12 protein-coding genes, 1 tRNA gene and 1 pseudogene are annotated in these 13,075 nt (G+C 60.7%); 5 read left to right on the forward strand and 9 right to left on the reverse strand.

Going from position 1 to position 13,075, the window contains the following annotated elements:
- Positions 1-106: 106 nt before the first annotated feature.
- Positions 107-526: pseudogene (locus AB1E34_RS04310) on the forward strand (recombinase zinc beta ribbon domain-containing protein); the annotation flags it as partial.
- Between the two features lie 24 nt (positions 527-550).
- Here the strand turns inward: AB1E34_RS04310 and AB1E34_RS04315 are convergent.
- The 8 genes from AB1E34_RS04315 to AB1E34_RS04350 all read right to left on the reverse strand — a co-directional run bounded on the left by AB1E34_RS04315 (position 551) and on the right by AB1E34_RS04350 (position 8,938).
- Positions 551-886, reverse strand: a complete 336-nt coding sequence (locus AB1E34_RS04315) for a hypothetical protein (protein ID WP_372571107.1) — start codon at positions 884-886, stop codon at positions 551-553.
- A gap of 151 nt (positions 887-1,037) precedes the next feature.
- Positions 1,038-1,114, reverse strand: a tRNA-Met gene (locus AB1E34_RS04320).
- 90 nt (positions 1,115-1,204) lie between these two features.
- A complete protein-coding gene (locus AB1E34_RS04325; protein ID WP_372571108.1) occupies positions 1,205-2,176 on the reverse strand; it encodes an alpha/beta fold hydrolase in 972 nt (323 codons plus the stop codon).
- Positions 2,177-2,257: 81 nt separating this feature from the next.
- Entirely contained in the window at positions 2,258-3,061 is an 804-nt protein-coding gene (locus AB1E34_RS04330; RefSeq protein ID WP_372571109.1) for a PaaX family transcriptional regulator C-terminal domain-containing protein, read from the reverse strand.
- Between the two features lie 862 nt (positions 3,062-3,923).
- Positions 3,924-5,954, reverse strand: a complete 2,031-nt coding sequence (gene paaZ / locus AB1E34_RS04335) for a phenylacetic acid degradation bifunctional protein PaaZ (RefSeq protein ID WP_372571110.1) — start codon at positions 5,952-5,954, stop codon at positions 3,924-3,926.
- Positions 5,955-6,001: 47 nt separating this feature from the next.
- Entirely contained in the window at positions 6,002-7,354 is a 1,353-nt protein-coding gene (locus AB1E34_RS04340; protein WP_372571111.1) for a TRAP transporter large permease, read from the reverse strand.
- Positions 7,351-7,857 carry a TRAP transporter small permease gene (locus AB1E34_RS04345; protein ID WP_372571112.1) on the reverse strand — a complete coding sequence of 169 codons (507 nt, stop codon included), beginning with the start codon at positions 7,855-7,857 and terminating at the stop codon, positions 7,351-7,353. Before AB1E34_RS04345 ends, AB1E34_RS04340 begins: the two co-directional genes overlap by 4 nt.
- 58 nt (positions 7,858-7,915) lie before the next feature.
- On the reverse strand, positions 7,916-8,938 hold the full coding sequence (locus AB1E34_RS04350) for a TRAP transporter substrate-binding protein (RefSeq protein ID WP_372571113.1): 1,023 nt from the start codon (positions 8,936-8,938) through the stop codon (positions 7,916-7,918).
- A 182-nt stretch (positions 8,939-9,120) separates the two neighbouring features.
- Here AB1E34_RS04350 and paaG point away from each other — a divergent pair, with 182 nt between their 5' ends.
- Genes paaG through AB1E34_RS04370 form a run of 4 tightly spaced genes read left to right on the forward strand, consistent with a single transcriptional unit; the run spans position 9,121 to position 12,264 of the window.
- Positions 9,121-9,906 carry a 2-(1,2-epoxy-1,2-dihydrophenyl)acetyl-CoA isomerase PaaG gene (gene paaG, locus AB1E34_RS04355; protein WP_372571114.1) on the forward strand — a complete coding sequence of 262 codons (786 nt, stop codon included), beginning with the start codon at positions 9,121-9,123 and terminating at the stop codon, positions 9,904-9,906.
- 2 nt (positions 9,907-9,908) lie between these two features.
- Positions 9,909-10,337: a hydroxyphenylacetyl-CoA thioesterase PaaI gene (paaI, locus tag AB1E34_RS04360; RefSeq protein WP_372571115.1), complete on the forward strand. Its 429-nt coding sequence runs from the start codon at positions 9,909-9,911 to the stop codon at positions 10,335-10,337.
- 15 nt (positions 10,338-10,352) lie between these two features.
- Positions 10,353-11,663: a phenylacetate--CoA ligase PaaK gene (paaK, locus tag AB1E34_RS04365; protein WP_372571116.1), complete on the forward strand. Its 1,311-nt coding sequence runs from the start codon at positions 10,353-10,355 to the stop codon at positions 11,661-11,663.
- 4 nt (positions 11,664-11,667) lie between these two features.
- On the forward strand, positions 11,668-12,264 hold the full coding sequence (locus AB1E34_RS04370; protein WP_372571117.1) for a TetR/AcrR family transcriptional regulator: 597 nt from the start codon (positions 11,668-11,670) through the stop codon (positions 12,262-12,264).
- A gap of 50 nt (positions 12,265-12,314) precedes the next feature.
- Here AB1E34_RS04370 and AB1E34_RS04375 read toward each other — a convergent pair whose 3' ends face one another.
- Positions 12,315-13,073, reverse strand: coding sequence for a Phenylacetic acid catabolic protein (locus AB1E34_RS04375; protein WP_372571118.1), 759 nt, complete (start codon positions 13,071-13,073; stop codon positions 12,315-12,317).
- Positions 13,074-13,075 lie beyond the last annotated feature (2 nt).

Below are 13,075 nucleotides of genomic sequence, written 5' to 3' on the forward strand. Positions count from 1 at the left end.
TCTTTGGAAAGTAAGGCTGAAGCCGCGCCATCTGCTCATCGGTCAGCCAGAATAGATTGCTCATGTTATACCCCTGAAACTCACGGGCATGAATCACGCAGGCGGGATGACGGCAACAAAATTAATAGGTCCAGAACCTAGGAACTCAAAGTATGGCGGCGTTTCAATTTGGAACCGAACCGAGATGCTTCTCCATCCAGATACCGGAAAGCGAGTAAGCCGACCAAACGAAGAGAGCGCATGGTTGGTGAAGGAAGCAGAGAATCTTCGAATTGTCGATGCGGAAACTTTCAACGCTGTTCAAGAACGCCTTCAAGAGCGCTCAAGACTGCATGCTTCCGGGAAATCGACCAAGAAACCTACGCGGCCTTTTTCCGGCTTGCTTCGGTGCGGAGCTTGCGGTGGCGGTATGTCGATCCACGACCGCAATGGAAATGCCATCAGAATACGGTGCTCGACAGCGCGGGAAAGTGGATCGTGTGACAACACTCAAAAACCTCGCCTCGACCTTATTGAAAAGGCTGTTTTTGCGCAGATCGAAGAATATCTGCTAACTGCGAACCATGCACACGAATACCTTGCGGCTTATCAGGAGGAAATGAGCAGTTTCTCGAACTGCAAGGCAGATGAAATAGAGAGCCTGAAAAAATCGGTATCGAAAGCGAAGATGGCCAATGAAAGGGTAATGGACCTCTATGTGAATGGAGTAATTGACGGTCCGGATGCGATCACGCGAATCCAGGACACCAAGAGACGGCTGGAACAGCACGAAGCCGAGCTTGCGGTTGCTGCCGAAAGCGGGCAAGAACCTGAAATTATCCAAGATGCCGAGAAACTCTACCTCGCCGCCATCACTAAATTGACCGCGCGTCTCAATTCCGCCCACACAAAATTCCCAGGCGAAGCCCTTGAGGCTTTGCGAGTGTTGGTCTCACATATCATCGTTTTCCCCAAGGTGGATGATTGCATACCTGTCGAAATCGTTGGCGACATGGCCGCACTGATCTCAGGTCTTGATGAAAAGGTGGTGGGTGCGATGGTAGCGGAGGAGGGACTTGAACCCCCGACACGCGGATTATGATTCCGCTGCTCTAACCAACTGAGCTACTCCGCCACGGTGAGAGGCGATTTAAGCGAGGTGCCCGAGAGGGTCAAGAGAGAAGTGTGGCAAGGCGGCGTGTTTTTTGCGCTCTCTCGCGGCGGTCTATGTTCCGGTGCTTGTCGCGCCTTCGGCGTGGCATTTGGCGGCAATTCGGCGGACGAAGTCGGCGCATTCCGTGGGGGCGGTGATCGGGATCATGTGACCGCGATTATCCAACTCTTCATAGCCCAGTCCAAATTGGCGCATGGGGCGGCCCTGCGTGACGGGGTCGAGGATTTCGTCGCCTGCCGCATTAAGAACCGCACCTGGAACCGTTAGGGTGTCATACCGCCCGGCTTGTGCCTCGATGCTGCCCGCCGAGGCTTGCAGATCGGCGCAGGAACTCAAAAAGGCGCTGGGGCGCAGGGCCAGCAGGCCGCCGCCGCGGGTCATGAAATCATCCGGAGCGGGTTCGGGTGCGAAGACAAGGCGCAGGTTGCGGCCTCGGAGCAGCTTGCCAAACGGGCCGTAAAGCGTTTGCGCCACAAAATTGCGCAGGCGCGGGCCGCTGATTTCGAGCGGCTTGAACACCTCGGGTACTGCGTCGACCGGGTGGGTCAAGGGGCACAGCAGCGCCATGCCCGCCGTCTTGTCCGGTCGCTCCAGCGCCATCGCCAGGGCCAGCGCGCCGCCGAGGGAATGACCAACAAGAACCGGGTTCTGAACCTCAAGACGATCCAGGAACATTCCGATCACTTCGGCTTGCGCCGACAGCCCTTTGGCAGAGGCATCGAACGGGGAGGAATAGCCGCAGCCGGGCCGGTCCAGCGCGATCACGCGATGGTCGCGGGCCAGATCGTCCATCATGGCATAGGTGAAATGCTGCAGCTTGCCCGACAGGCCATGGATCAGCACCAGGCTCGGCGCGTCATGCGATCCGGCTTCGACATAGTGAATTGCGCCTCCGGGCAGGTCGAGCCGGGTTCCGGCCATCGGAATAAGGGTTTCGGCCTCGCGTGTGATGGCCCGGGTCCACAGATGTGCCGCGCCCAGCAGCGCCAGAATGACGAGAAGGGTCCAGAGCAAAGTCACCATGCGGCAGAAATCCTTCTGAAAAGCTCTGCGCTTAACTTATCGCCCTATGCGGTCTTGTCCACCTGCGGTTGGCTGCTGATCTCAGAGGCTGTCGTTGATCGCAGAAACTGATGGGCGGGGCAGAGCGGCGAGCAGGCGGAAAACACTGCGCCGGCATTCCGGTTCGGGCCAGTCGCTGGGGTGAAACACCGGCGGCAAGACCGGGTGGCGCAGGGCCACCCGGCGCCAGCGATGGATCACCAATGTGCGTAGCGTGGCGATCTGGACCGTGCTCAGAGCCTCGGTGTGCGGCTTGTCGGCGCTGATCGTGCGGGCGGCGTCGCGCAGCGTGGCGCTGGCCTGCGCAAGGTCGTCGGGAAAGAGCCGGATCTTGAGCCATTGGGGAATAGCGGGGGCGGTTGCGGTAAAGCCGATCAGGTCCTCGCACTCGGTGGGCAGCGGGCCGGAGCCAAGCGCGGCGTGGCGTCCCAGCGCGATATAGTCCTCGGTCAACAGCAGCGTGTTCAGCGTGTCTGCTGCGCGGCCATCCTCGGCGATCAGCACGTGCCAGTCCGATGCGGGGGTCGGGTGTTCATCATAGATGCGCGGGGTCACGGCGGCGGATTGGGCACGACCGTAATCGGTCAGGAAATGCACCGATCCACGCCCGATCCTGTTACTGTCGATCCAGCCATCCTTGCGCAGCCGGTGCAACGCGACGCGGATCGCCTCGGGCTTCAAACCCATCGGCTGCAGGATCGCCGTGAGCGCCGCCCCCGAGACACGATCGGCGGGTTGTTGCGCCAGATCGCCGAACAGGGACACGATCACAGACCACACCTTGAAGGCCTGCGGGTCGGCAAGCCGCGCAACGGCAGTGTCAAACCAGGGGTTGGGTTTTGTCATTCCGCAAGCTTAGAATCTGCTCCATCCAAGCGCCATTCCAATTTGGCCCTAAGGACAAGAGCACATGCAAGATAGACATCGTGGCGCAACGAAAGCCGTTTCTGCCCTTGGCGTGACGATGTCAGCGTCAAACAACGTACATCATGGGAAACCCAACAGTCGCTTGAAGCATCGCTCGCGGACGAAAGGTGCGGCGGGACCGGATGAGGGCGGGATTCACCCGCGCCGCGAAGGGAGATCGCGTCGCTTTTCGTCAAGCACAGCTTGGAACAGCGCCGTGAGTTCCGACCTCTCTAACAAAGGCACCTTGTTGCCGCTGTCCGAAGATGCCGCGTCTGCATCGGTTGAAACGGGAGTTCGAGCCGGGTCAGCCACCGTGAAGCGGTTGAGAATTGACTTGATTTGCATCTTCAGATTCCTTCAACACGATAGCTTTCAAAATCGTCGCTGTGGACCGTGTCCGAACTCCAAACGTGGGCTCAAGGACCTAAGTGCCGTGAGTGGTGGTCCACAGCGACACCCCGCATCTAGGAAAAGTCTGTGTTGTCGTAAGGGGGAAGAAACGGGCAGCTCGCATCACTTATTGACCGCCTGGTCAAAAAATTGATAGGTGGCTTACGTTTACGTCAATTTAGCAGGCAGGCAAAGCAATCAATGCGACGTAGCGTCAGAAATCATCGTGACCTACCAAAAGCCATTCGCAGCGAATCGCGACCCGAACCAACAACGCTGCAAGAGTCGCCGGGGGGGCTCATCACGAACGTGATCGCGTTTGTTCTCATAATAGCCCAGCAAGAATAGAGGAGCATTTCTCGGTCGCAACGCCCGGTGAGGAGTGAGTTCCAGAAAGAACGTTCCCCCTTCAAACGGGTTGTGCGGCAATGCTATTCATGGTCAGCAGCTCGTATTCGGCGACCTTTTCGTCATTTTGATTGGTGAGGGTGACGTGCCAACGCACCTCACCATATTCCGCATTTCGGCGGGTTTTCTGTTTCACGGTCAGGCGCACCTTGATGCTGTCCCCGGCGCTGACCGGCTGCATGAAGCGCAAAGCGTCAAGGCCGGTATTGGCCAGCACCGGGCCTTCGTCGGGTTGCACAAAAAGACCGGCGGCAAAGCTCAGAAGCAGGTAACCATGGGCGACGCGACCAGTGAAGAACGGGTTCCGCTTGGCGGCGGCGTCATCCATATGGGCATAGAACGTATCACCGGTGAACTGCGCAAAATGTTCGATATCGTCCAGCGTTACCGTGCGCGCCGGGGTATGCAGCGTTTCGCCGATCTCCAGTTCGTCAAAGCTGCGGGTGAAGGGGTGGGCCGGGGATTTGATTTCCGACGCGCCGGGGACCCAAATCTTGCCGATGGCGGAGAGGATTTCGGGCGAGGCCTGAACGGCAGTGCGCTGCATATAGTGTTTCACGCCACGTATGCCGCCCATCTCTTCGCCGCCGCCTGCGCGACCCGGCCCGCCATGCACCATATGCGGCAGGGGCGACCCATGGCCGGTGCTTTCCTGCATCGAGGTCCGGTTGTTGATGTAGAGACGCCCGTTCCAAGCGGCGACGCCGTGCACCAAACGGGCCGCGATTGCCGCTTCATTGGTGACAAGCGAGGTGACCAGCGAGCCGCCGCCGCGATTGGCCAGCGCCGCCGCGTGATCCAGATCGGAATAGCCCATGATCGTCGAAACGGGGCCAAAAGCCTCGGTATCGTGAACGCGCCGGGCGCGATCGGGGTCGGGGCAATGGAACAGGATCGGAGACAGGAAGGCGCCGGGATTGCCGTCAAAGGTATTAGGGTCGCCAAACACCCGCTCTGCCTCTTGACCGATGATATCAGCCTTTGCCAGAATATCCGCCTTTTGCGCGTTGGAAATCAGCGCGCCCATGTCTGTCGCCTCAAGCCGGGGGTCACCGATTGTGGTGTCCGCCAGACACGTGGACAGGGCTTCAATCACTGCCTCCACATGGGCGCTTGGGGTCAGGATGCGGCGGATGGCGGTGCATTTCTGACCGGCCTTGGTGGTCATCTCGCGATGCGCTTCTTTGATGAAGAGGTCGAATTCCGGGGTGCCGGGCGCGGCATCGGGGCCAAGGATCGAAGCGTTCAGGCTGTCCTGTTCGGCGACAAAGCGCACCGCATTCTGCACAATTGCCGGGGTCTGGCGCAGCTTTAGCGCGGTTGTCGCCGAGCCGGTGAAGCTGACCACATCCTGCGCGCCGAGATGGTCCAGCATGTCGCCCAGTCCCCCCGAGACAAGCTGTAGCGCGCCTTCGGGCAGGATGGCGCTGTCCAGCATGATCCGGACGGCCCGTTCGGTGACATAGCAGCTGGAGGTGGCGGGTTTGACGATGGCAGGCACACCCGCCAGCAAGGTTGGCGCAAGCTTTTCCAGCATGCCCCAGACCGGGAAATTATAAGCGTTTATATGGATGGCGACACCGTGCAGCGGGGTGCAGATATGCTGGCCCAGAAAACTGCCATTGCGGCTGAGCTGTTCGACGTCACCGTCAAGATAGACCTGCCCGTCCGGCATCTCGCGCCGACCCTTGGAGGCAAAGACGAACATGGTGCCAATGCCACCATCAATGTCGATCAGGTGATCCTTCTGGGTGGCCCCGGTGTCGAAGCTCAGATCATAAAGCGCCTGTTTGTGATCGCTCAGCGCTTGCGCCAGCGCTTTCAGCATCCGCGCGCGGTCATGGAAGGTCAGCGCCCGCAGAGCAGGTCCGCCGATGTCCCGCGCATAGGCCAGCATGGCCTGCACATCCAGCGCATCATTGCCAGCCTGGGCCAGGGGCTGCCCGGTGATTGCCGATGCGACGGCGCGTGCGCCGCCGCCCGGCGCGACCCAGGATCCGGCGGCGTAGCTGGAGATTTGCAAGACAGTCATGGCAACTCCTTTGCGTTTCGCAGGGGCGCTCAGGCCGCTTTTCCTGCCTAATGTCCCAACGCGCCCATCTGCTGCGGCAGGTAGAGGACAATCACCGGCACCAGCACGATCAGCGCCAGCCGGAAGATATCGGCGATCCAGAACGGGGTGACGCCACGAAAGATCGTGCCCGTCGACACATCGCCCACCACCCCTTTCAGGATGAACACGTTCAGGCCGACGGGCGGGGTGATCAGCGAGATTTCGGTGACCACAACCACCACGATCCCGAACCAGATCGGATCATATCCCAGCGAGGTGACCAGCGGGAAAAAGATCGGCACCGTCAGCAGCAGCATCGACAGCGATTCAAAGACGCAGCCCAGGATGATGTAGATGCCGAGGATCATCAGGATCACAACGAACGGCGCAACATCATAGGCAGTGACCATGGCGATCAGCGCTTCGGGCAGACCGGCAAGGTTGATGAAGTTCGAGAATATCTGCGCCCCGATCAGCACCGAGAACAGCGCGGCGGCGGTAAGGCAGGTCTCTTTCAGCACCTCGAAGGTGGAAGACGGCGTTAGCCCGCCTCGAAACAGCGCGATCAGGAAGGCCCCTGCCGCGCCCATGCCCGCCGCCTCGGTGGGAGAAAAGGTCAGGTTCAGCGGCTCGAAATCAAAGGCCCCGTACAACCCGCCGATCACCAAGAAGAACAGCAGCAGCACCGCCCAGACCGATCCAAGAGCCCGGAGGCGCTCTGACCAACCAGCATGTTCACCCGCAGGACCCGAGGCAGGATTGCGCCACACGGTCCAGCGCACCGCAAAGAGATAAAACAGGATGCCCAGCACGCCCGGGATGATTCCCGCCATGAACAGCTTGCCGATTGAGGTCTCGGTGAGCAGCCCGTAGATCACCAGAATGACCGAGGGCGGGATCAGGATGCCCAGGGTCCCACCGGCGGCAATGGACGCGGTGCTCAACTCGTCGGAATAGCCATAGCGGCGCATTTCCGGCATGGCGACCTTGGACATGGTGGCGGCCGTGGCCAGTGACGATCCGCAGATGGCCGAGAACCCGCCACAGGCGGCCACGGTCGCCATCGCGATACCGCCACGCATATGGCCCAGAAACGCGTTCGAGACCGCATAAAGCTCGCGCGCCATGCCGCCCTTGTTCACAAACAGTCCCATAAGGATGAAAAGCGGGACAACCGACAACCCGTAATCCTGCGCGGTATCGGTGATTTGCCGCCCGACCATGGACATGGCGGCCTTCAACCCGCGTTCCGAAAAGATCGAGCCACCGCGCTCATAGGCAAAGCCCAGCGTACCAACCAGACCCATCGCAAAAACGATGGGCAGGCGCACCAGCACCAGCATCAGCACCAGCGCAAATCCGATAAGGGCTGCGGTCATTGCGGGCTGTTCCTTAGTGCGGCGGGGGAGAAGATATGCATCAGGCCGACGATCACCATAGCAAAAGCGGTGATTGCGGTGGCCGCTGCAATGAACCACCCGATCAGGTAGACCGGGATCGATAGGTACTCGGTGACATCGCCATAGCCACGCGCACGCTCAGCCAGCACCCAGACCCGCTGCACCGGCCAGATCAGCATGATACCACTCGCCAGGTAAATCACCGCGTCCCGTGCCCGGCTCAGCCGGTAGCGGTGAAAGACACCATCAGTCAGATCAACCGCGATATGCCCGTTGGTGACCGAGACGATGGGCAGCACCGAAAAGACCATGATGGCCATCAGGATGCGCGTCAGCTCGGTCGCGGCCTCAATTGGTGCGTTGAAGGCCGAACGCAGGATCACGTCGCAGAAGGTCATCACCATCAGGATAAACAGCGCCGCACATGCGGTCGCAATCGGGACAACGCTTAGATTGCGCGCCAATCGGGTGAGGGATGTCATGAAAAAGCCTCGTCACAGGAGGCGATCCGGCGAGGGAACCCGCCGGATCGCAGATCGCTCAGCTACCGGACATGTCCGATTTGATCTGGTCATAGGCGGCCTTGGCGTCCACGCCCGCCTCGGAGATTTCGGCCATCACCTTTTCGCGGACCTCTTCGGCGATGGTTGCGAATTTGGACTGATCGTCGCTTGAGGCTTCGTTGATCGCATTGCCATCCGCTGTTTCTGTGGCAGCGCGGCCTTCGGCGTCGATCTCATCCCAGATCTTGCCGATCTCGCGGCTCAGCGGTTCGCCAAAGACCTGATCGTCCAGCTTTTTCTGCAGATCTGCGGGCAGATCGGCAAAGCTGTCCTCGTTCATGATGAAGGCAAACGAGCCGCGATAAAGACCCCCAGGCATTTCATAAACGTTCTGCGCCACTTCGGTCAGCTTGAAGCCCTTGCGGGATTCAAACGGCATCACAACACCATCTGCGGCCTTGGATGCCAGTGTTTCGTACACTTTCGGGGCAGGGACCTGAATACCGGTCGCGCCCAGTGCTGAGCCGACATCGCCACCCACGCCGCCGGGAATACGGACCTTGAGGCCGGAAATGTCATCTAGCGAGGTGACCGCCGCGTTGGAATGCAGCTGCGCCGGGCCATGGGTGTGCAGAGCGATGACCTTCACGCCGCGATGTTCGTCCGCGTCGCGCAGGTATTTATCATAGGCGCGCCAATACGCGACCGAGGCATCCTCGGCGGAGCCGTCATACCCCGGCAGTTCGATCAGCTTTGTGGTGACAAAACGACCCGGTTGATAGCCATGGAAGATGATCGAGGCATCCGCCGCACCGTCCATGATCAGGTCCATCTGCGCGGGCGGCGGGGCGATGCCCAGCTTCAGCTCTGCGGTGACCTGACCATCGGTGGCCTCTTCGACCATCTCGACGAACTTCGGCCACATCTTGGCGTTGATGCCGTGCGTGGGCGGTGCCCAGCTTGAGATTGTCAGCGTATAATCGGCGGCAAGCGCCACCGTGCCGGACAGGGCAAAGGCCGCCCCGGCAAGCAGCGTCGTCAGTTTGGTGAATTTGACCATTTCGTTTCCTCCCTCAGAAAATCGATCACCTGCATGTCGCGGTAATGGTTCATTTTGTAACCATCAATACAGGCCCGTTGCAGGCCCGGGCAAAAGGCGGGCTCGGCGTGTTGATGAATTTATTGACCAACCGTTCGGTTTATGCAAGAAGTTTGTTGAAATATTCGCAAAGCAGGCGGGACATGTCGGATACGATTCTTGCGCAAGATCATGGGGAATGGGTGGAAATCACCCTCAACCGCCCGGGCAGGTTGAACAGTTTCACCGAAGAGATGCACCATGCCCTGCGCGCCGCGCTGGAGCAGGCGCAGCAGAACGGCGCGCGCGCGATCCTACTGACCGGGGCAGGCCGCGGGTTTTGCGGGGGTCAGGACCTGGGCGATCGCGATCCGGCAAGAATGGATGGGCCACCTGATCTGGGCCACACGGTCCGGACGTATTATGCGCCGCTTGTGCGGTTGATTCGGTCGCTGGACTTTCCGGTCGTCTGCGCTGTCAACGGGGTTGCGGCGGGGGCCGGAGCCAATCTGGCGTTGGCTTGCGACATCGTTCTGGCGGGCGAAAGCGCGCGTTTCATCCAGTCCTTTGCCAAGGTCGGGCTGATCCCCGATACCGGGGGTAGCTGGCATCTGCCACGCCTGCTGGGCGAGGCGCGGGCCAAGGGACTGGCCCTGACGGCCGAACCTCTTAGCGCTGCGAAGGCGGAAGAATGGGGATTGATCTGGAAAGCGCTGCCTGACGTAGAGCTGATGACAGAGGCCCGCGCGCTGACGACACGTCTGGCACAGGGCCCTACACTGGGTCTGGGTCTGACGAAACAGTGCATCCAGGCGGCCGCGACCAACAGTCTGGCCGCTCAATTGGAGCTTGAGGCGGACGCAATGAAAACCTGCGGCGAGAGCGCGGATTATGCCGAGGGTGTCTCGGCCTTTCTGCAAAGGCGTGCGCCGGTTTTTCAGGGGCAATAACTATGACACCCACCGAACGCGCCGCCAAAGCTGCCGCTGCCATGTGGGCCGAGGATGCAGCCTCGAAATGGGCGGGGATGGAACTGGTCGAGGTCGACGAGGCCCGCGCGGTGCTGGAACTGACGGTAGCCGAGCATCATTGCAACGGGCATGGCATTTGCCATGGCGGCGTCACATTCATGCTCGCGGACAGCGCCTTCGCCTTTGCCTGCAACAGCCGCAACGTCTCGACCGTCGCCCAGATCAATACAATCAGCTATCTCGCGCCGGGGCGTTTGGGCGACCGGTTGCGGGCCGAGGCGCGCGAGGTCAGCCTGACCGGGCGCAGCGGCATCTACGACGTAAGTGTCACCAACCAGAGCGGCCAGAGGATCGCCGAGTTCCGCGGCGGCTCGCGGGCGATCGGCGGCACGCTTTTTGACGAAGACTGAGACGAGGAAGACGCCATGAAGGATCTGACCCCGGACCGGGGCACGCTCGACCCGATCGAGATCGCTTCGGTAGATGAAATTCGCGCGCAGCAGTTGGAGCGCCTGCAATGGTCGCTGCGCCACGCCTATGACAATGTGCCGATGTACCGGCAACGCTTTGACGACGCGGGGGTGCATCCGGATGACCTGCAATCGCTGAGCGATCTGGGGAAGTTCCCCTTCACCTACAAGTCCGACCTGCGCGACAATTACCCGTTTGGCCTGTTTGCCGTGCCGCGCGAACAGATCCTGCGCATTCATGCGTCTTCCGGCACCACCGGCAAGCCGACGGTCGTGGGCTATACCAAACGCGATATCGACATCTGGGCCGATCTGGTGGCGCGGTCGATGCGGGCCAGCGGCACACGGCCCGGCGATCTGGTGCATGTGGCCTATGGCTATGGCCTCTTTACCGGGGGCTTGGGCGCGCATTACGGCGCCGAGCGGTTGGGCTGCACCGTGATCCCGATCTCGGGTGGCATGACCGAACGGCAGGTCAATCTGATACAGGATTTCCGCCCCGACACGATCATGGTGACGCCGTCCTACATGCTCAACATTCTTGAGCAATTCCACAAGCAGGGTCTCGACCCCCGCGACTGTTCGCTTTCGGTTGGGATTTTCGGGGCCGAACCGTGGACCAACGCCATGCGCGCCGAGGTTGAGGCGGCCTTTGATATGCACGCGGTCGATATCTATGGGCTGAGCGAGGTCATGGGGCCGGGCGTGGCCAATGAATGCGTCGAAACCAAAGACGGGCTGCATATCTGGGAGGATCACTTCTATCCTGAGATCATCGACCCCGAAACAGGTGAGGTGTTGCCGGATGGCGAGATGGGCGAACTGGTCTTTACCACGCTCACCAAGGAGGGCCTACCGATGGTGCGCTATCGCACCCGCGATCTGACCCGGCTCTTGCCCGGCACGGCGCGGTCGATGCGGCGGATGGAAAAGATCACCGGGCGCAGTGACGACATGATCATCCTGCGTGGGGTGAACGTGTTTCCCAGCCAGATCGAGGAACAGGTGATGGCGACCGGCGGGCTTGCACCGCATTATCAGATCGAGCTGTTCACCGCGGGCCGCATGGATGCGATGCGGGTGCATGTCGAGGCAATGCCGGATGCCGCTGACGAGTTGAGCCGCACGGCATCGGCGCGGATGCTCAGTAAACGGATCAAGGATGTGGTTGGCATTTCGACCGAGATTATCGTAGGCGATCCCGGTGATGTGGAACGCTCGCAGGGCAAGGCGCGGCGCGTTGTCGACAACCGGAACAAGGAGTGACGGCTTGGCCCGGACAATTGCAAAAGACCACGACCAGAAACGCAACCAGATACTGAAATCGGCCGCGCGTGTCTTTGCGCGCGATGGGTATGACCGCGCCTCGATGTCGATTCTGGCACGGGAATGCGGGATATCGAAGGCCAATATCTACCACTATTATGACAGCAAGGATGCGATCCTGTTCGATATCCTCGATACCTATCTAAGTGCTCTGCGTGATCGGGTGACCGGTATCGACCTGACCGGGGTCGATCCCGAAACACGTCTGCGTCGGATCGTGGCCGAAATCTTGCTGGCCTATCAGGGGGCTGACGATGAGCATCAGGTGCAGATCGGCGCGATGTCATCGCTACCTGAGGATCAGCAACGCCAGATGCGCCTGTACCAGCGCGACATGGTGCGGTTCATGAGCGATGCGTTGCGGGCCGTGGCTCCGGGTGTTTTTGCCAAGGACGATGCGCGGCTGCGCGGGGCGACCATGTCGGTCTTTGGCATGCTTAACTGGTATTATATGTGGAACAGCGGCGCGGGGTCCGAGGCGCGCGAAGATTATGCCGCGCTGGTGGCCGACCTGACCTTGGGCGGCATCCGGGGCTTGTAGCGCGGACAAGCGAGTTCGAAGTCGCTCGCAAACGCCTTGTCGCGTTGTGCCTAGGGCGTCTGCAGACCCAGATCAGAGAGTTTGGCGCCGGTTTCCGCCACCCATCGCGCGCGCAGCTCTGTATTGGAGGTGCGGCGCAGGCCATAGGCGCGCAGCGTTTCGAAACGCTGCGATTGCCCCGCCCCAAAGCTTTGCCCGACGCGCGGCCACCAATAGTCGACCGAGCTTTGCAGCCCTGATTTGTCACTGGTTTCCAGCAGCTTGCGTAGCCCTTCTTCGGCCAGTTCCGCGTGATGCGCCTCGATCGGCGCGATGGCGCGGAACGCCTCGGCAAGCGGTTGATACGAGACCAGCGAAAACTCGGCGAGTTGCACCGCCACCGCCCGACCCATCAGCAGGTTCATCACCACCGCATCGTTCCAGCCCTGTAGCGGATAGTTGAAGACCGCAAGCCGCATGTCGTGATCTCCGCGCGTCGCGCCGATATCGGCATCGCGCGCCAGTCGCGCGGTCCAGGGGTGGTGAGTGGCGTAGCGATCGGCATCGACACCGAACGCGCTCATCACTGCAAGCACGCGATCGGCATTTGCGGCTTTCTCCAGCACGATCTTGGCGGCGGCAATGCGTTCCTTGATGCCCGGCGCCTCGTTGACGATATCGGCAAAGCCCGCCGATCCGGCCAACTCGCTGTCCACAAAGGTGGCCATCAGTTTCATCAACTCCGCCCGGTAGCGGGGCGGGACGTTGATGGGGTTGCTTAGGATGCCGCCCGCGGCCAGATAGGCGTCGAGTGTCATTTCCCCGGACATGC

Source organism: Ruegeria jejuensis (assembly GCF_041537905.1).
In the GTDB taxonomy this organism is placed as follows: Bacteria; Pseudomonadota; Alphaproteobacteria; order Rhodobacterales; family Rhodobacteraceae; genus Ruegeria_C.